At 36.6% G+C, this 19,168-nt stretch carries 16 protein-coding genes; 14 read left to right on the top strand and 2 right to left on the bottom strand.

The annotated features are described in order from the left end of the window. Positions 1-59 precede the first annotated feature (59 nt). The 6 genes from MKY69_RS06500 (at position 60) to MKY69_RS06475 (ending at position 8,790) form a co-directional block, all read left to right on the top strand. Positions 60-1,970, top strand: coding sequence for an ABC-F family ATP-binding cassette domain-containing protein (locus MKY69_RS06500; protein ID WP_340791193.1), 1,911 nt, complete (start codon positions 60-62; stop codon positions 1,968-1,970). A gap of 227 nt (positions 1,971-2,197) precedes the next feature. Next, complete coding sequence (locus MKY69_RS06495; protein ID WP_003105156.1) at positions 2,198-3,166, top strand: thiamine pyrophosphate-dependent dehydrogenase E1 component subunit alpha; 969 nt, start codon at positions 2,198-2,200, stop codon at positions 3,164-3,166. An 80-nt stretch (positions 3,167-3,246) separates the two neighbouring features. Then, positions 3,247-4,245 (top strand): alpha-ketoacid dehydrogenase subunit beta, encoded by a 999-nt coding sequence (locus MKY69_RS06490; protein WP_003104558.1) that lies wholly within the window; start codon positions 3,247-3,249, stop codon positions 4,243-4,245. Positions 4,246-4,320: 75 nt separating this feature from the next. Then, the gene (locus tag MKY69_RS06485; RefSeq protein ID WP_340791192.1) at positions 4,321-5,733 is read left to right on the top strand and encodes a dihydrolipoamide acetyltransferase; all 1,413 of its coding nucleotides are present in this window, start codon (positions 4,321-4,323) and stop codon (positions 5,731-5,733) included. Between the two features lie 109 nt (positions 5,734-5,842). Further along, entirely contained in the window at positions 5,843-7,603 is a 1,761-nt protein-coding gene (gene lpdA / locus MKY69_RS06480; protein ID WP_340791191.1) for a dihydrolipoyl dehydrogenase, read from the top strand. A 197-nt stretch (positions 7,604-7,800) separates the two neighbouring features. Further along, a complete protein-coding gene (locus MKY69_RS06475) occupies positions 7,801-8,790 on the top strand; it encodes a lipoate--protein ligase (protein WP_099567376.1) in 990 nt (329 codons plus the stop codon). A gap of 30 nt (positions 8,791-8,820) precedes the next feature. Here the strand turns inward: MKY69_RS06475 and gatD are convergent, their stop codons facing one another. Both gatD and murT read right to left on the bottom strand, forming a co-directional pair. Beyond that, complete coding sequence (gatD, locus tag MKY69_RS06470; protein ID WP_003105080.1) at positions 8,821-9,612, bottom strand: lipid II isoglutaminyl synthase subunit GatD; 792 nt, start codon at positions 9,610-9,612, stop codon at positions 8,821-8,823. Beyond that, the gene (gene murT, locus MKY69_RS06465; protein ID WP_003103687.1) at positions 9,612-10,955 is read right to left on the bottom strand and encodes a lipid II isoglutaminyl synthase subunit MurT; all 1,344 of its coding nucleotides are present in this window, start codon (positions 10,953-10,955) and stop codon (positions 9,612-9,614) included. The genes gatD and murT overlap by 1 nt, the downstream gene beginning before the upstream one ends. Before the next feature lie 101 nt (positions 10,956-11,056). Here murT and cdaA point away from each other — a divergent pair, with 101 nt between their 5' ends. The 8 genes from cdaA (at position 11,057) to MKY69_RS06425 (ending at position 18,490) form a co-directional block, all read left to right on the top strand. Beyond that, complete coding sequence (cdaA, locus tag MKY69_RS06460; protein WP_003102717.1) at positions 11,057-11,902, top strand: diadenylate cyclase CdaA; 846 nt, start codon at positions 11,057-11,059, stop codon at positions 11,900-11,902. Between the two features lie 2 nt (positions 11,903-11,904). Continuing rightward, positions 11,905-12,858 carry a CdaR family protein gene (locus MKY69_RS06455; protein ID WP_340791190.1) on the top strand — a complete coding sequence of 318 codons (954 nt, stop codon included), beginning with the start codon at positions 11,905-11,907 and terminating at the stop codon, positions 12,856-12,858. A gap of 53 nt (positions 12,859-12,911) precedes the next feature. Further along, positions 12,912-14,264 (top strand): phosphoglucosamine mutase, encoded by a 1,353-nt coding sequence (glmM, locus tag MKY69_RS06450; RefSeq protein ID WP_340791189.1) that lies wholly within the window; start codon positions 12,912-12,914, stop codon positions 14,262-14,264. A gap of 252 nt (positions 14,265-14,516) precedes the next feature. Beyond that, a complete protein-coding gene (locus tag MKY69_RS06445) occupies positions 14,517-15,173 on the top strand; it encodes a GNAT family N-acetyltransferase (RefSeq protein WP_003107107.1) in 657 nt (218 codons plus the stop codon). A 47-nt stretch (positions 15,174-15,220) separates the two neighbouring features. Then, on the top strand, positions 15,221-16,351 hold the full coding sequence (gene hemW / locus MKY69_RS06440; RefSeq protein WP_003107106.1) for a radical SAM family heme chaperone HemW: 1,131 nt from the start codon (positions 15,221-15,223) through the stop codon (positions 16,349-16,351). Positions 16,352-16,361: 10 nt separating this feature from the next. Further along, a complete protein-coding gene (locus tag MKY69_RS06435; RefSeq protein WP_003107105.1) occupies positions 16,362-17,093 on the top strand; it encodes an acyl-ACP thioesterase domain-containing protein in 732 nt (243 codons plus the stop codon). A gap of 12 nt (positions 17,094-17,105) precedes the next feature. Beyond that, a complete protein-coding gene (locus tag MKY69_RS06430) occupies positions 17,106-17,873 on the top strand; it encodes a TIGR01457 family HAD-type hydrolase (RefSeq protein ID WP_003107104.1) in 768 nt (255 codons plus the stop codon). Next, positions 17,870-18,490 (top strand): TIGR01906 family membrane protein, encoded by a 621-nt coding sequence (locus MKY69_RS06425; RefSeq protein WP_003107103.1) that lies wholly within the window; start codon positions 17,870-17,872, stop codon positions 18,488-18,490. The genes MKY69_RS06430 and MKY69_RS06425 overlap by 4 nt, the downstream gene beginning before the upstream one ends. The last annotated feature ends 678 nt before the right edge of the window (positions 18,491-19,168 follow it).

Raw genomic sequence — 19,168 nt, 5'->3', positions numbered from 1 at the left:
AAGACAAGTTTTAAACTACTAAATGCCCCATTGGGGTATTTTTTTGTTAAAATAGATTTATGATAATTTTACAAGGAAATAAAATTGAACGCTCATTTTCAGGAGATGTTCTTTTTAAAGGGATAAATATACAAGTTGATGAACGTGATCGGATTGCCTTAGTTGGGCCAAATGGTGCGGGTAAATCAACACTTTTGAAAATTCTAGTAGGTGAAGAAGGCCCAACTAGTGGAGACATTATCAAGAAGAAGGATATCAGTCTATCCTATCTTGCTCAGGATAGTCGTTTTGAGTCCGATAAGACAATTTATCAAGAGATGTTAAAAGTATTCTCAGCACTAAGAGATGATGAAGCGCGACTCAGACAGATGGAATCAGACATGGCCAATTCGTCTGCTGAGCAATTAGATCAAATAATGCATGACTATGATAAGCTGTCAGAAAGTTTCCGCCAAAACAAAGGCTTTACTTACGAGTCTGAAATTAGGGCAATTTTAAATGGTTTTAAATTCGATGAAACGATGTGGGATATGCCAATTTCAGCTTTGTCAGGTGGTCAAAATACACGTCTGGCCTTGGCCAAAATGCTTTTAGAAGGACCTGACTTATTGGTACTTGATGAACCTACAAACCATTTAGACATTGAGACTATTGCTTGGTTAGAAAATTATTTAACTAATTATCAAGGTGCTCTGATTATTGTCAGTCATGACCGTTATTTCTTGGATAAAGTTGCGACCGTGACACTGGATTTAAATAAGTTTTCACTTGATCGATATGTCGGTAACTATTCACATTTCGTGGATTTGAAAGCAGAGAAGCTTGCAACCGAGCAAAAGAACTTTGACAAACAGCAAAAAGAAATTGCTAAATTAGAAGAATTTGTTCAGAAAAACATTGTACGAGCATCAACAACAAAACGTGCGCAAGCCAGACGCAAGCAACTGGAAAAGATTGACCGCTTAGATAAGCCAACGGCTTCAAAAAAATCAGCCCATATGACCTTCCATAGCGACAAACCCTCAGGTAATAAAGTGCTAAATCTTGAAGATGCAGCAATTGGATATGATAATCATATATTGTCTGAGCCCATTTCGTTTGAGGTTAATAAACTGGATGCCATTGCCATTGTAGGACCAAATGGAATTGGTAAATCAACATTAATTAAGTCGTTGATAGGACAATTACCTTTTATCAAAGGTCAACTCAAATTAGGTTCCAACTTAGAGATTGGTTACTATGACCAAACACAATCTCGCTTAACTGCAAATAATTCTGTTATTGATGAGCTATGGAGTGATTTTCCAAGAACTCCAGAGGTTGAAATCCGAAACCGACTAGGAGCATTCCTTTTTAGTGGGGAAGATGTTAAAAAGACAGTTAGTATGTTATCAGGTGGTGAGAAAGCGCGTCTGCTCTTAGCTAAATTATCCATGGAAAATAACAATTTCTTACTATTAGATGAACCAACTAACCATTTGGATATTGATAGTAAAGAGGTCCTAGAGAATGCCCTCATTGATTATGACGGCACCCTAGTCTTTGTAAGTCATGACCGATACTTTATCAACCGCGTAGCTACAAAAGTCTTAGAAATTACTGAGGAGGGTTCACAACTTTATCTTGGGGATTATGATTACTACGTGGAGAAAAAAGCTGAGCTGGAAGAATTGGCCCGTTTAGAGGCGCAGCCATTGACTAAAGAGAGTCAAGAAAACCAGACAGTGAATGATTATCAATTACAGAAGGAAAACCAAAAAGAAGTCCGCAAATTACAAAGACGCTTATCTGAAGTCGAGAACCTGTTAGAATCGATTGAGTCTTCTTTAGCTGAGCTTTCAGAACAAATGTTGTCGACGAATGATGCTGGATTGTTGATTGATATGCAAAAGGAAATTGACCAGTTAAATGAACAGCAGGATGCACTTTTGACTGAGTGGGAAGAGATTGGACAGCAATTAGAAATTTGAGATACTAGATGAAAAAAATAAGAAATTAAGAAAAGAGTTGCAATAGCAACTCTTTTTAACTGTAATATATAACAGATTGACTATATTATAACAAAATAGTTTGTGAAAATTCAAACTATCAATCTTTAAAAATCGCATAATAAAAGGCTAGAAAGCGATTTAATTTCTTGCAAATTGTGATGAAAAAAGTTATGATTAAAAAGTAAATTAATATTTTGGAGGCCAAAATGGTAACAGTTTCGAAAGAAAAACATTTGGATATGTTCTTAAAAATGGAACGTATTCGTGAATTTGACTCACGTATCAACAAACTTGTTCGTCGTGGATTTGTACAAGGGATGACCCACTTCTCAGTTGGTGAAGAAGCAGCTAACGTCGGTGCTGTTGCTCATTTAACTTATGATGACATTATCTTCTCAAATCACCGTGGACACGGTCAATCAATTGCAAAAGATATGGATCTTAATAAAATGATGGCTGAGCTAGCTGGTAAAGCAACTGGTGTCTCAAAAGGACGCGGTGGTTCAATGCACTTAGCTGATATTGAAAAAGGTAACTATGGTACAAATGGTATCGTTGGTGGTGGTTACGCTCTTGCAGTGGGTGCCGCATTAACTCAACAATACAAAGGTACAAACAACATTGCTGTTGCTTTCTCTGGTGATGGTGCTACAAATGAAGGTTCATTCCACGAATCAGTTAATATGGCTGCTACTTGGAAATTACCAGTAATCTTCTTTATCATCAATAACCGTTATGGTATTTCAATGAATATCAATAATGCAACAAACACACCTCATTTATATACTCGTGCAGAAGCATACGGAATTCCAGGATTCTACTGTGAAGACGGAAATGATGTTTTAGCAGTATACGAAACTATGGAAAAAGCAGTAGAACATGTACGTGGTGGAAACGGACCTGCTATTGTCGAAGTTGAATCTTACCGTTGGTTTGGTCATTCAACAGCTGATGCTGGTAAATACCGTACTAAAGAAGAAGTTGCATCATGGAAAGAAAAAGATCCAATGATTAAGTACAGAACTTATCTTACAAAAGAAGGTATTGTAACTGACGAAGAATTGGATGCTATCCAAGAACAAGTTAAAAAAGAAATTGATGATGCTTACGAATTTGCTCAAAACAGTCCAGATCCTGAACTTTCAGTTGCATTTGAAGATGTTTGGGTTGACTAATAAGTTATACAATCAATTCTTATTATTTAACGAATTAAACGGATTATTTCTATTTTGTAAAAACTAGGAGAAAAAAATAAATGAGTGAAACAAAATTAATGGCTTTGCGTGAAGCCGTAAATCTTGCCATGTCAGAAGAAATGCGCAAAGATGAAAACATCTTCCTTATGGGTGAAGATGTTGGTGTATATGGTGGTGACTTTGGTACATCAGTTGGTATGATTGAAGAATTCGGTGCTAAACGTGTTAAAGACACACCAATTTCAGAAGCTGCCATTTCTGGTGCTGCTATTGGTGCTGCAATTACAGGTTTACGTCCAATTGTTGACGTAACGTTCATGGATTTCCTTACAATCATGATGGACGCTATTGTTAACAATGGTGCGAAAAATAACTACATGTTTGGTGGCGGACTTAAAACACCTGTAACTTTCCGTGTTGCTTCTGGATCTGGTATCGGATCTGCTGCTCAACACTCACAATCTTTAGAAGCTTGGATGACACATATTCCAGGTATCAAAGTTGTTGCACCAGGAAATGCAAATGATGCTAAAGGTCTTTTGAAATCAGCAATCCAAGATAATAACATTGTTATCTTCATGGAACCAAAATCTTTGTATGGTAAAAAAGAAGAAGTTAATCAAGATCCTGAATTCTATATTCCATTAGGAAAAGGTGAAATCAAACGTGAAGGTACTGATTTAACAATCATATCCTATGGTCGTATGTTAGAACGTGTTCTTCAGGCTGCTGAAGAAGTTGCTGAAGAAGGAATCAACGTTGAAGTTCTTGACCCCCGTACACTTGTACCTCTTGATAAAGAATTGATTATTGAATCTGTTAAGAAAACTGGTCGTGTAATGCTTGTCAATGACGCATACAAAACTGGTGGTTACATCGGTGAAATTGCAACTATGATTACTGAAAGTGAAGCGTTTGACTATCTTGATCATCCAGTAGTACGTCTAGCTAGTGAAGATGTGCCAGTTCCTTATGCACGTATTCTTGAACAGGCTATCTTACCAGATGTTGAAAAAATCAAAGCTGCTATTGTAAAAATGGCAAAAAAAGGTAACTAATAAAGACATGAAGAAGTCTCTCTAGGAGGCTTCCTTCAGTGTTTACTAGTTCATAGAGACAATGAAAGGAAAACTATGGCTGCTGAAATTATTATGCCTAAACTCGGTGTTGATATGCAAGAAGGCGAAATCATCGAGTGGAAAAAACAAGAAGGCGATAGTGTCAATGAAGGTGATATTCTTCTAGAAATTATGTCTGACAAGACTAATATGGAGATTGAGGCTGAAGATGCTGGTATCTTGTTGAAAATTGTTCGTCCTGCAGGAGATGTTGTTCCTGTAACTGAAGTTATTGGTTATATTGGTGCTGAAGGTGAATCAGTTGAGAATATTGCTTCAAGTGAAAAAACAACTGAAATCCCTGTTCCAAATTCGGCAGATGCTGCCCCAACGGTAGCACCTAAAGAAGATGTTGAAAGATCTGAAATAACTGTAGAAACTACTCTCCCTCAAGGAAATGGCGAAAAAGTTCGTGCGACACCTGCTGCCCGTAAAACAGCTTCTGAAATGGGTGTCTCACTTGGTCAAGTTCCTGGTTCAGGACCTAAAGGTCGTGTTCATCAAGAAGATGTTGAAAACTTCAAAAACGCTCAACCTAAAGCCTCACCACTTGCTCGTAAAATGGCAGAGGATGCTGGTCTCAACTTAGCTGATATCACTGGTACTGGGTTTAATGGTAAAGTGATGAAAGAAGATATCTTAGCTACAATCAAAGCATCAAAACCAGCTGAAGAAGTTGTTGCTAAACCGGCAAAAGGAGAAAATGCGAAAGCTGAACTTCCTGAAGGTGTTGAAGTTATCAAGATGTCTGCAATGCGTAAAGCAATCTCTAAAGGTATGACTAACTCTTACCTAACAGCTCCGTCATTCACATTGAACTATGATATTGATATGACTGAGATGATGTCTCTTCGTAAAAAATTAATTGACCCAATCATGGAAAAAACTGGTTTGAAAGTAAGTTTTACTGACTTAATTGGTATGGCCGTTGTTAAAACATTGATGAAACCAGAACATCAATACATGAATGCTTCATTAATCAATGACGCACAAGAAATTGAATTACACAAATTTGTAAATATTGGTATTGCCGTTGGTCTTGATGATGGATTAATTGTACCAGTAGTTCACAATGCAGATAAGATGTCACTTGCTGATTTCGTTGTTGCATCAAAAGATGTCATTAAGAAAACTCAGCAAGGTAAATTAAAAGCTGCTGAAATGTCAGGTTCAACATTCTCTATCACAAATTTAGGTATGTTCGGTACTAAAACATTTAACCCTATCATTAACCAACCAAACTCAGCAATCTTAGGTGTTGGAGCAACTATTCCGACACCAACTGTAGTTAATGGTGAAATCGTTCCTCGTCCAATCATGGCAATGTGTTTAACAATTGACCATAGACTTGTTGATGGCATGAACGGTGCTAAATTCATGGTTGATCTTAAAAACTTAATGGAAAATCCATTTGGACTATTAATCTGATAAGTCGTCAAGATACAACAAATTGATTAATAATGTGGTATAGTGACAGTGTAAAAGAGTCAATCTTAATTGTACATACCTATATATGAAGTATTTAAAGGAGAAAATAATGGCTTTTGAAATTATTATGCCTAAACTTGGTGTTGATATGCAAGAAGGTGAAATCATCGAGTGGAAAAAACAAGAAGGCGATACTGTAAATGAAGGTGATATCCTTCTTGAAATCATGTCAGATAAAACTAACATGGAAATTGAAGCAGAAGACGCTGGTGTCCTCTTAAAAATCGTTCGTAAAGACGGTGAAACAGTTCCTGTAACAGAAGTTATCGGATACATTGGAGCAGAGGGCGAATCTGTAGATGAAGTATCATCATCAGCATCATCTGATGCAAAAGCAACAGAAAACCTTGAATCAGCTGGTTTAGAAGTACCTAAAGCTAAAGCAGATGATGCAGCTCCAGCCAAAGCTGACAAAGCTCCACTTGCTGATAACGAATACGATATCGTTGTTGTTGGTGGCGGACCTGCTGGTTATTACGGTGCAATACGTGCTGCTCAATTGGGTGGAAAAGTTGCAATCATTGAAAAATCAGAATTCGGTGGAACTTGTTTAAACGTTGGATGTATCCCAACTAAAACATACCTTAAAAATGCTGAAATTCTTGATGGTATTAAGATTGCTGCAGGTCGTGGTATCAATTTAGCATCAACTAACTATACAATTGATATGGATAAAACAGTTGATTTCAAAAACTCAGTAGTTAAAACGTTAACTGGTGGTGTTAAAGGTCTATTGAAATCAAACAAAGTAACTTTATTTAATGGTCTTGGTCAAGTTAACCCTGACAAAACTGTTACAATTGGTTCAGAAACAATTAAAGGACGTTCTATCATCCTTGCAACTGGTTCAAAAGTTTCGCGTATCAATATCCCGGGAATTGATTCTAAACTTGTTTTAACTTCTGATGATATCCTTGACTTACGTGAAATGCCTAAATCACTTGCAGTTATGGGTGGTGGAGTTGTTGGTATTGAACTTGGTTTAGTATGGGCATCTTACGGTGTTGATGTAACTGTTGTTGAAATGGCAGACCGCATCATTCCTGCTATGGATAAAGATGTATCACTTGAATTACAAAAAATCTTAGCTAAAAAAGGTATGAAGATCAAAACTTCAGTTGGAGTTTCTGAAATCGTTGAAGAAAACAATCAATTAACGCTGAAACTTAACAATGGTGAGGAAATTGTTGCTGAAAAAGCTCTTCTTTCTATCGGACGTGTTCCACAAATGAATGGTCTTGAAAATCTTAATCTTGATATGGAACGTAACCGTATAAAAGTTAATGAATACCAAGAAACTTCAATCCCTGGTATCTATGCACCAGGTGATGTTAACGGAACTAAAATGCTTGCTCATGCTGCATTCCGGATGGGTGAGATTGCAGCAGAAAATGCAATGCGTGGAAACACTCGTAAAGTTAACCTAGAATATACTCCTGCAGCAGTTTATACTCACCCAGAAGTAGCAATGGTTGGTATTACTGAAGAAGACGCACGTGCTAAATATGGTGATGTATTAGTTGGACGTAACAGCTTTACTGGTAATGGTCGTGCTATTGCTTCAAACGAAGCTCAAGGTTTCGTAAAAGTTATTGCTGATGCTAAATTCCATGAAATCCTTGGTGTTCATATCGTAGGACCTGCAGCTGCTGAAATGATTAACGAAGCTGCTACAATTATGGAATCTGAATTGACAGTAGATGAATTATTACTTTCAATCCATGGTCACCCAACATTCTCAGAAGTTATGTACGAGGCATTTGCTGATGTATTAGGCGAAGCAATCCATAACCCACCAAAAAGAAAATAAGCATAAATGATTAATAAAAAAGTTTAGGATTTTTCCTAAGCTTTTTTGAATGGCTGGGCTGCATATCAAAATATTGATAGAATATTAAAGTCACAAAAGTGCTTGAAACTAATGAAAAATCAATCTTTTGACTTGTTTAATTATAGCGTTTGTCTTAAAATATTAAGTAATGACGTAGAAAACAATTAGGAGTAGAAATGAAATATATCGTTAACAAAAGTAATGACCCTGCTTATAATATTGCTTTAGAGGCTTACGCTTTTCGTGAACTTACAAGTGAAGATGAAATCTTTATCTTATGGATTAACGAACCTGCAATCATTGTTGGTAAGCACCAAAATACCATTCAAGAGATCAACAAAGAGTATACTGATGAACATGGTATCCATGTCGTTCGTCGTTTATCTGGTGGTGGTGCTGTATATCACGACTTAAACAATTTGAACTATACCATTATTTCTAACAAATCTGAAGAGGGTGCCTTCGATTTCAAAACTTTCTCACAACCAGTTATTGCAACTTTAGCTGATTTAGGTGTTAAAGCAGAATTTACTGGACGCAACGACCTTGAAATCGATGGAAAGAAATTCTGTGGTAATGCGCAAGCTTATTACAAAGGTCGTATGATGCACCATGGCTGTCTCTTGTTTGATGTTGATATGTCAGTGCTTGGCGATGCCCTTAAAGTAAGTAAAGATAAAATTGAATCTAAAGGAATTAAATCAGTTCGTGCTCGCGTAACCAATATCCTTAATGAATTACCTGAAAAAATAACTGTTAATGAATTTTCAGATAAAATCTTAGAAAAAATGAAAGAAACATATCCAGATATGACTGAATACGTCCTTTCTGAAGATGAATTAGTTAAAATTCAAGAATCAGCGGATACACAATTTGGCACTTGGGATTGGACTTATGGTAAAGCACCTGAGTATACAATTGAACGCAATGTTCGCTACCCAGCAGGTAAAATTAATACTTTTGCTAATGTTCAACAGTCAGTCATTAAAAATATCAAGATTTATGGCGATTTCTTCGGTATTAAAGACGTTGAAGACATTGAAAAAATTCTCATTGGAACTAAATATGAGTACAAAGATGTACTTGAAAAACTTAAAACGATTGATACTGCTCAGTACTTCTCACGTATCACAGTTGAAGAGATTGCAAAAGCAATCGTTGCATAACAAAAAAGTTTCCCATAAAATGGGAAACTTTTATTTTTGTTCAAATTCAGCTTTACTTTTAACATCTGCATATTCTTCAGAAACTTCATTTCCAAGGACAGTAGTGTAGTCAGTCAATTCTATGGCTGAACCATATTTATTTTTCAAGGCAGTCGTCACTAACCGGTAGGTTAGATTAACATTCCGAGATAGGATTGGTCCGTGGAAGTAGCTACCAAAGACATTTTTGTAATGAACGCCTTCAGTCTGATCTACCTTATTGTTGCCATTTCCGTAGACAACTTTCCCTAAGGGGTTCTCATCATCTGATAAGAAGGTACGACCCTGATGGTTTTCGAAGCCATAGTAGGTTTCATTAAATTCTTCATTATGAATTTTAATATCTCCGATGTAGCGATTTTTATTTTGGCTTAACGTGTAATGTCCCATTACCCCGATACCATCAATTTTCTCACCATTTGCTTGGACGTAATACTGTCCGAGTAACTGAAAACCACCGCAGATTGCTAAAATGACTTTCTCTTTTTCTATATAATCGGCAATAGCGGCTTTTTTTCCAGGTAAGTCACGAGCGACAATGGTTTGTTCGTAATCTTGCCCCCCACCAAAGAAGATAATATCGTAATGGTCTGGATCAAGGTCATCATCAATTGAGACAATATCGACAGTAACCTGAGCACCGAGTTTTTCTGCAACGTATTTGAGCATTAAAACATTGCCATTGTCACCATAAGTGTTCATTAGATTTCCATATAAATGAGCAATTCTAATTTGGTATTTATAGTCCTGTCTTTCAGGAGATTGTAAAGAAGTGTATGTCATTAGTTCATCTCCTTATTCACGATATGACGGTTTGCAAGCAACTCTCGGAATTGAAGCATAGCTGTATAAGTAGCTAAAATATAAGCGTGATCCGTTTCTTGTGCTTCAATTGCTACCATAATATCTTCTAATTTTTCAGCTTGAGTAATTTTAGTTTCGTCATAACCTGTAACACGAAGACGACGGGCAATTTCAGAATGACGGACACCACCAGCATTGATTTCAGTAATATCCATTTGGTTAATCAATTCAAAGTTAGCATCCCAAATCCAAGAAGTATCAATACCGTCAGCATAATTGGCATTAAGTAAGACTGATAATGAGAATGGGAAGTCTGCCAAGTTAATCATTTCTAAAGCCTGACTAGCTCCAACTGGATTTTTAATCAGCACAATAGTACATGTTTTATTGCCAATAGTAAAAGTTTCTTGACGACCAAAAACAGCACGGCTCTTTTCAAAACCAGCTTTAATTTTTTCTGGAGCTACTCCGAAGAATTCAGCTACTGAAACGGCAGCTAGGGCATTATAAATGTTGTATAAGCCTCCGACATTAATTTTATAGGATTGATTATCAATTACAAATTCAGACATATTATGACTGATATTAGTCAATTCTGTTAATTGATAGTCTAGCTCTGGTCGCTCAAATTGACAATTTGGACAAATGTAATGTCCTAAATTAGCATAGGTGTTTAAACGATAGTTTAAAATATGCTCACAATTAGGGCAAAGAATTCCTTCAGTATTATAATGAGCTAATTTTGGTTCATGGTCTTCTGTATTGAAACCATAGTATTTGACCGGATTATCAAGCTCTTTAGAGGCAAAAATTGGACTATCACCGTTGCTGAGGATTGTAGCTTCTGGAGCATTTTTAGCACCATTAATAATCATTTGATAAGTTGTATAAATTTCACCATAGCGGTCCATTTGATCACGAAAGATATTAGTAAAAACGAACAAACTTGGTGTGATATATTTAGTAATTTTAGGAAGACTTGCTTCATCAATTTCTAAAACAGCAATCTTCTTACCGGATTTACCAGTCTTAGCAGTTAAGAAAGTTGAAACAATTCCTGTAATCATGTTGGCACCACTTGGATTAGTTAATACTTGTCCAAAAGCTTCTTTTAAGATTCCAACAGTTAGTGCAGTTGTTAAAGTTTTACCATTGGTTCCAGTGATTACTACAATTTCATAATCTTTGGCAAGGGAGTCTAAGATATCCTTGTCCATTTGTAAAGCCAATTTACCAGGATAAGTTGATCCACGACCAAGTTTATTCAAAACAAATTGAGCTGATTTTCCGGCAGTAATGCCCATAAACGTCTTAATTTTCATGTTTATATTTTAACATACAATTGATAAATTTAGATACAGAAAATCTTAAAGAAACATGATATAATATTTACAATGCCAATTTTACTAGGAAAGAGGGAAAAATGAGTAATTTTAATAATATTGATTCAAAATTTATAATGAACCTCTTTAGTGATCCCTGGATACTTACTATACATATTCTTGATATTCTAATTGTTGCTTATGTCATTTATCGTTTCATAAAGGCATTAGCGGGAACTAAGATTATGTCATTGGTTCAGGGTGTCGTCTTCTTTGTATTACTTAAAATAATTGCAGAATGGGTTGGTTTTACCACAATTACCTATTTGATGAACCAAGTTATTACTTATGGGGTAATAGCGGGCGTTATCATATTTGCACCAGAAATTCGAACTGTTTTAGAGAAATTTGGTCGCAGTACACAAGTATTCCTCCAAAAAGAAACGAAAACCAGTGAAGAACTTCTTGTAGATGCTATTGTAAAATCAGTTTCCTATATGAGCCCAAGGCGAATTGGTGCACTTATTGCAATACAAGAAACACAAACACTACAAGAATTCATTAGTACTGGGATACCTTTGAACGCGGAAATTTCCAATCAGTTATTGATAAATATTTTTATTCCAAACACACCATTACATGACGGTGCTGTTATCATTGCTGATAATAAGGTTAAATCTGCTTGTTCTTATTTACCATTATCAGAATCTATGTCCATTTCAAAAGAATTTGGTACACGTCATAGAGCAGCAATTGGTTTATCTGAAGCTTCAGATGCTATAACCATTGTTGTTTCTGAAGAAACGGGTGGAATTTCAATTACGCATAAAAGTCAATTTTTGCATGATTTGTCAATGGATGAATTTGAGTCTACACTCAAATCGTTTCTCATTACAGATGCAAAAAATGATTCACCTTGGTATAAAAATATATTGGGAGGCAAATAGACGTGAAAAAGTTTTATAATAGTCGCCTTTGGCTTGGACTTGTTTCTGTATTTTTTGCTATTCTCTTGTTCTTATCTGCTGTAAGTAATTCCAACAATGCTTCTTCACAAAAAAATAATCCAGTTGAGACTTTTACACAAAGTATAACTGATGTGCCAATTGATATGAAATATAATAGTGATAAATACTTTATCAGTGATTATTCATACGGTTCTCAAGTCTACCTTTCATCAACGAATAGGGTAAAACTGGATTCAGAAGTTAACGGTGATACACGACATTTTAAAATTGTCGCTGATTTAACCAATTCAAAACCAGGTAAGGTATCGGTGCCTTTGAAAGTCTCTAATTTACCAATTGGTTTAACAGCAAAAGTGACTCCGGATCGTTTAACAGTCACAATTGGACGAAAGAAAACAAAATCTTTTCCAGTTACAGGTGGTGTAGATCCAAAACAAATTGTTTCTGGGTATGAGATTGCAAGCATTACTTCAACTGATAAACGAGTTGAAGTTACAAGTGATGAATCTAAAATTGATTTAATTGATCATGTGGTTGCTAAATTACCGGACAATGTTAAGTTATCCTCGGATTATAATGATACGGTTACCTTACAAGCAGTCTCTGCAGATGGCACAATTTTAGCAAGTTCTATTAATCCTGCTAAAACAGACTTAGAAGTTAAAATTAAAAAAATTAGTAAGACAGTTCCAGTATCTGTCCTAATGACTGGTCAAATGAGTAATCGAGTTAGTGAAATACAACCACGCTTGTCTAGACAAACTGTGGTTATTTCTGGACCTAGAGAGGTTCTAGATACTATAAATGAAGTTACTGCCAAAGTTGATATTACTGATGTGACAAAGTCAACAAGCAAAACAGTTACTTTATCAGAAGAGTCTGTCACAATTGAACCGTCATCATTGAATGTTCAATTAACAGTCAAAAAGAAGTAAAAAAACTTAAACAGAAGAATTTGGAGGAAAAAGCGTTCGTCGCTTAAATAAATATGGGTAAATATTTTGGTACAGATGGTGTCCGTGGAGAAGCTAACGTTGAGTTAACTCCTGAATTAGCATTTAAACTTGGTCGTTTTGGTGGCTATGTCTTAAGTCAACATGAAACAGAAAGACCAAAAGTCTTTGTTGCACGTGACACTCGTATCTCTGGTGAGATGCTTGAATCAGCATTGATTGCTGGTTTATTGTCAGTCGGAATTGAAGTTTATAAATTAGGAGTTCTTGCAACTCCCGGTGTTTCTTACTTAGTTAGAACTGAGAAAGCAAGTGCTGGTGTTATGATTTCAGCAAGTCACAATCCTGCTTTAGATAATGGTATTAAATTCTTTGGATCAGATGGTTTTAAATTAGCTGATGATCAAGAATTGGAAATTGAAGACTTACTTGATGCTGAAGAAGATACACTTCCACGACCAAGTGCTGGTGGACTTGGGACTTTGGTAGAATATCCAGAAGGTTTACGTAAGTATGAAAAATTTCTAGTTTCAACTGGCTTAGATTTAGAAGGCATGAAAGTTGCTCTTGATACTGCAAATGGTGCTGCATCAGCCACTGCCCGTGATATATTCGTCGACTTACATGCTGATATTTCTGTTATTGGTGAAAAACCTGATGGTTTAAATATCAATGATGGAATTGGTTCGACACACCCAGAAAAATTACAAGAACTAGTAAAAGAAACCCAATCAGAAATTGGGTTAGCATTTGATGGTGATAGTGACCGGTTGATTGCTGTCGACGAGAATGGTGAGATTGTTGATGGTGACAAAGTAATGTTTATCATTGGGAAATACCTTTCAGAAAATGGTCAACTTGCCCAAAATACAATTGTTACGACGGTTATGTCAAATTTAGGTTTCCATAAGGCTTTAGATGAACATGGTATTAACAAAGCTGTAACTGCAGTTGGTGACCGTTATGTTGTTGAAGAAATGCGTAGATCCAACTATAATTTAGGTGGGGAACAATCTGGTCATGTTATTATTATGGATTATAATACAACAGGAGATGGCCAATTAACAGCTATTCAGTTGACAAAAGTTATGAAAGAAACTGGTAAAAAATTATCAGAGCTAGCTGCTCAAGTCACAATTTATCCTCAAAAACTCGTTAACATTCGTGTTGAAAATAGCATGAAGGATAAAGCCATGGAAGTACCAGCAATCTCTGAAATTATTACAAAAATGGAAGCTAAAATGGAAGGCAATGGGCGTATCCTAGTAAGACCAAGTGGTACTGAACCACTCTTACGTGTTATGGCTGAAGCTCCAACTGACGCAGAAGTTGACTATTATGTTGATACAATTGCTGATGTTGTCCGTGCAGAAATTGGAATTGACTAAAGCCACCAAAATTCACTTGTACTTTCTTTACTTAAGCAACTTGATGTAGAAATTAAAAGACAAGAATAAATTAAAAAAATAGTGAAGCTAGGACAAGTCTGTTCTAGCTTCAACTATTATTAAGACCCTAAGTCAAAAGAATAAGTGACATCATATTAGAATCATAAATAATCTTTTGATCTAGCCAGATTTTATTTTTTAAACTTTTAATTTTGACTCTTAAAAGTTCAATCTATTATAAAGGAGACCAGTATGAAAGATAAAACCCAAGAAGTCCTTAAGCGCTTGGATCCCCAGGCTTCTGCTTACTTTAAGGATATTATTCCTGAATACCAAAAAGGTTATCTTAACTATATTTACCAGTCGGACAATTGTTCGGTTCAGAAGCGTCGTCTTAAATATATGTCTAAACTTTTTCTGCTTTGGCAAAAGAAGCCCTGGTTCTACATCATGCCTATGACCCAAGAAAGTGCGGAAATCATTGCCAAGGACTGGCTTTACCCAGCACCTTATGACTTTTACAACCTAGCTGCGGACCCCGAAGATTATGCAGAGATGATTGACCCCAAGCTCCGTCAAAACAGCTACTTTCAGGTCATTCGAAATGGAATTCTTTTCGGCTTTGCCTCATTTGAAATTAATGATAAGGAGCTGGAAATTGGACTTGGTATGGCACCAAAATGGACAGGTCAATCCCATGGAAAAGACTTCCTTAGGACGATTGAAGATTATACTAAAGCTAATTATTCATGCGACACCCTTGTTCTTAATGTCGCTGCCTTTAATAGTCGTGCCATAAGCTTATATACAAATAGCGGTTATAAAAAGATTGAAACTTTTAAACAGACAACTAATGGAGCTGATTTCGATTTTATCCGAATGGAAAAGAAACTGAATATCACATCTTAAAAACCACTCAGCTATGTTTAAAAAATCAAAAATGGTATAATAAGGTTATGTTAATAAAACCCGAATCTGCTTACGTGCACATCCCTTTTTGTACACAAATCTGTTATTATTGTGACTTCTCAAAAGTCTTTATCAAAAATCAGCCTGTAGATGATTATCTACGGGCTCTTATTGCTGAGTTTCGCTCTTTTGGAATAAAGAAATTACGGACTATATATATAGGTGGTGGGACTCCAACTTCTATTACAGCCCAACAATTAGATTATCTCCTGACCGAATTGGTCAAAGACTTAGATTTGCCTTATTTGGAAGAATTTACTATTGAAGCCAATCCAGGGGACTTAACTCCGGATAAAATTGAGGTTATGAAAAAATCAGCCGTTAATCGTGTTTCACTCGGCGTTCAAACCTTTAATGATAAACACTTGAAACAAATTGGGCGTAGCCATAATGAGGCACAAATATATAGTACGATCGACAGTCTAAAAGAGGCTGGATTTCATAATATTTCAATTGATTTAATTTATGCACTTCCCGGTCAAACATTAGACCAAGTCAAAGAAAATGTGGCTAAGGCCTTGGCCTTGGATATTCCTCACCTTAGCCTTTATAGTTTAATTTTAGAACACCATACTATTTTTATGAACAAGATGCGCCGTGGTAAGTTAAACTTACCTACGGAAGACTTAGAAGCTGAAATGTTTACCTACATTATTAATGAAATGGAAGCCAATGGCTTTGAGCACTATGAAATTTCTAACTTTTCAAAACCAGGATTTTATAGCCAGCATAATCTAATGTATTGGAACAATGATGAGTATTACGGCTGTGGAGCTGGAGCTTCGGGTTATTTGGATGGTGTGCGTTACCGCAATCGGGTGCCCATCCAACACTACCTCAAGGCTGTGGCTGAAGGCAATGCCCGCCTGACTGAAGAAGTCCTGACTATGGAAGAGAAGATGGAAGAAGAGCTCTTCCTAGGCTTGCGGAAAAAAACGGGTGTTTCCATCGCTCAGTTTGAAGCTAAGTTCCCTTATTCTTTTGTAGAAAGGTATGGCCAGGTTGTTAAAAAACTGGTAGCCGATGGGCTCTTAGTTGATGACCCCAAAACAGTGCGCATGACCAAACGAGGCCTCTTCTTAGGGGACTCAGTTGCAGAGAAATTTATCTTACAATAGGAGAATTAAAATGGGATTACAATATCAAGAAAGCTTTACCATGCCCTTTGACCTCTGTGATGTCAAACACGATGCCAAATTACCCTTATTATTGGCTTACTGTTTAACCGTTTCAGCCCGTCAATCCAATGGTTTAAATCGGAGTGATGACTATGTTTTAGACCATTTTAACCTTGTATGGATAATTACTGACTACGAAGTTCATATTAACCGCCTACCTGTTTTTAATGAGACTATTATCATCAAAACAGAAGCCGTTTCCTACAATAAAATATTCTGTTATCGTCAGTTTTATATCTATGACCAAGAAGGCAATGAATTGGCTGATATCTTAACCATCTTTGCCCTCATGAATCCTGAAACTCGTAAAGTGTTCGCAATTCCAGAAGAATTAGTGGCTCCTTTTGAATCTGAGTTTGTTAAAAAAATGCGTCGGGCCTTCAAACCTGAAGCTTTGGAAAACCCAACAGACAAAACTTACCATGTTCGTTACTTCGATATTGATATGAACGGCCATGTTAATAACAGTAAGTACTTGGATTGGATGTATGATAGCTTAGGGTATGACTTCTTAAGACACCATAACCCCGTCAGCCTGCGCCTCAAATATGTCAAAGAAGTAGCGCCAGGCGGTCAGATTATATCCCGTCATGTCCAAGATCATTTAACCACTCGCCATGAGATTCAATCGGAGGGGCAGGTGAACGCACAAGCCATTATTGAATGGATGAGAATTGACTAAAAGGAGTTAGCAGTGACCTACAAAGGCTATTTAATTGACTTAGATGGAACGATTTACAAAGGAAAAGAGCGCATCCCAGCCGGGCAACGCTTTATTCAAAGACTACAAGAACAAGAAATTCCCTATCTTTTGGTGACCAACAATACTACGCGGACGCCAGAAATGGTCCAAGACATGTTGGCTACCCAGTTTGACATTGAAACACCGCTAAAATCTATTTACACGGCAACCATGGCTACCGTTGACTACATGAATGACATGAATCGGGGCAAAACTGCCTATGTCATCGGCGAAACCGGACTCAAGACGGCTATCGCTCAAGCAGGCTATGAAATTGACAGCGACAATCCTGCTTACGTGGTTGTAGGCCTTGATACCCAATTGACTTACGAAATGCTTTCAGTGGGGACCTTAGCTATCGCAAAAGGTGCCCTATTTATCGGGACCAACCCAGACTTGAATATTCCAACGGAAAGAGGACTCATGCCGGGTGCAGGCTCTTTAGTTGCACTATTAGAAGCAGCTACCCGTGTTAAACCAGTCTTTATTGGCAAACCAAATGCCATCATCATGAACAAGGCCTTAGATATTCTTGATGTCAAACGCTCTCAAGCCATTATGGTTGGCGACAATTATTTGACAGATATTATGGCTGGTATTCAAAATGATGTGGCAACTTTACTGGTAACAACAGGCTTCACTAAGCCAGAAGAAGTCCCAAGCTTACCAGTCAAACCGGATTATGTTATTGCTTCATTGGATGAATGGGACTTGTCATGAAAGAAAAATGCCAAATTCTGTCAACTTTCATCTGGGTCCTCTCATTATCAGTCCTTTTAACCATCTACCTAGCTTGGCTCTTTTATCCCATTGAAGTGGATTATCTCAAAATTAGCCAAGTTATCTTCATGACCAAAAAGTCCATTCTTTATAACTTCAATGGCTTAATGGACTACTTGACCAATCCCTTGGTCAAGTCCCTCAAGTTTGCCAGTTTCTCAGCTTCAAAAGCAGGCTTAGCCCACTTCGCAGATGTCAAAGGCCTCTTCCATTTAAGCCAAGTATTATTTGTCCTAAGCAGTCTGATTACTTTGCCTTTTCTATATCAGAATATGAAAGGAAGGACACTAGGGCTATATAGTCGTTTTTTTGGACTGGCTATTGTCTTGCCCCTAGCAATTGTTCTTATGGCTTTCCTCATGGGCTTCGACAATTTCTTTGTCCTTTTCCACCATATCCTCTTTGCCGGTAAGGATAACTGGTCTTTTGACCCCTTAACTGACCCCGTTATCTGGATACTACCGGAAGCCTTCTTCATGCATTGCTTCATTCTCTTTTTTATCCTCTATGAAGCCATTTTTATAGGACTTTATAGCACTAGCAAAAGGAGACGATAATAAAATAACAAGTACTATGTCAGAGCTTGTTTTTTTATTTGTAAAAATTTTCCAAAATTGTCAAAATAACCACTTTTCCTATGCGAGGCCGTCAGCGACCGCCTACGGCATTCCATGACTAAATATTGAAACTCTGTTTCAATATTTGCCTAGGTCAGAAATGTTCTCATTTCTGACCTTACCGCACGGGAAAATGGCTATTTTAATGAAAAATTTTATCTTTGGATTTTCGAAACTAAGAAATTTATAGTTACTAACATTTTTGCTACGGCGTAAAGTTTCTGTTTGTTTCGTTTCATTCGCAAAGTTTGATATTTAACAGTATTGAAAATATTATAATTATATTATTTATTTTATCAAAAGTTGATAAAAAACTACTTTTTCTACAACCAAAAAACAGGCACTTTTTAAAGTGCCTGTTTTTTGGTTTATTTGACATAGTAAATAAAAAAAACACCGAATCGGTGTTCACCTTGAAAGGTTGATTACGGACAAGCCTTATTTTAACTTGCTATGTTGTTTTGAATGATTCCAACACCATTATGATACAACTTCTGGATCAAATAGTCAAGAGAAAAAACAAAAATAACACTAAAACTATAACACAATACTTTTAGTTTCGCCGATTGTAAAATTAAGCTAGACAAATAAAAAAGTCATTTGTGCTACACTCAAGAT

Origin of the sequence: Streptococcus sp. FSL R7-0212 (assembly GCF_038007985.1) — a bacterium.
Lineage (GTDB): Bacteria > Bacillota > Bacilli > Lactobacillales > Streptococcaceae > Streptococcus > Streptococcus parauberis.
This window is presented reverse-complemented; position numbering and strand designations above follow the sequence as displayed.

What these genes read in the sequence shown, in the direction of transcription:
- MKY69_RS06485 (WP_340791192.1), top strand. Translation starts at nt 4,321, where the DNA reads ATGGCTGCTGAAATTATTATGCCTAAACTCGGTGTTGATATGCAAGAA.
- MKY69_RS06435 (WP_003107105.1), top strand. Translation starts at nt 16,362, where the DNA reads ATGGGATTACAATATCAAGAAAGCTTTACCATGCCCTTTGACCTCTGT.
- MKY69_RS06490 (WP_003104558.1), top strand. Translation starts at nt 3,247, where the DNA reads ATGAGTGAAACAAAATTAATGGCTTTGCGTGAAGCCGTAAATCTTGCC.
- gatD (WP_003105080.1), bottom strand. Translation starts at nt 9,612, where the DNA reads ATGACATACACTTCTTTACAATCTCCTGAAAGACAGGACTATAAATAC.
- hemW (WP_003107106.1), top strand. Translation starts at nt 15,221, where the DNA reads ATGTTAATAAAACCCGAATCTGCTTACGTGCACATCCCTTTTTGTACA.
- MKY69_RS06495 (WP_003105156.1), top strand. Translation starts at nt 2,198, where the DNA reads ATGGTAACAGTTTCGAAAGAAAAACATTTGGATATGTTCTTAAAAATG.
- glmM (WP_340791189.1), top strand. Translation starts at nt 12,912, where the DNA reads ATGGGTAAATATTTTGGTACAGATGGTGTCCGTGGAGAAGCTAACGTT.
- cdaA (WP_003102717.1), top strand. Translation starts at nt 11,057, where the DNA reads ATGAGTAATTTTAATAATATTGATTCAAAATTTATAATGAACCTCTTT.
- MKY69_RS06475 (WP_099567376.1), top strand. Translation starts at nt 7,801, where the DNA reads ATGAAATATATCGTTAACAAAAGTAATGACCCTGCTTATAATATTGCT.
- lpdA (WP_340791191.1), top strand. Translation starts at nt 5,843, where the DNA reads ATGGCTTTTGAAATTATTATGCCTAAACTTGGTGTTGATATGCAAGAA.
- MKY69_RS06500 (WP_340791193.1), top strand. Translation starts at nt 60, where the DNA reads ATGATAATTTTACAAGGAAATAAAATTGAACGCTCATTTTCAGGAGAT.
- murT (WP_003103687.1), bottom strand. Translation starts at nt 10,955, where the DNA reads ATGAAAATTAAGACGTTTATGGGCATTACTGCCGGAAAATCAGCTCAA.
- MKY69_RS06445 (WP_003107107.1), top strand. Translation starts at nt 14,517, where the DNA reads ATGAAAGATAAAACCCAAGAAGTCCTTAAGCGCTTGGATCCCCAGGCT.
- MKY69_RS06425 (WP_003107103.1), top strand. Translation starts at nt 17,870, where the DNA reads ATGAAAGAAAAATGCCAAATTCTGTCAACTTTCATCTGGGTCCTCTCA.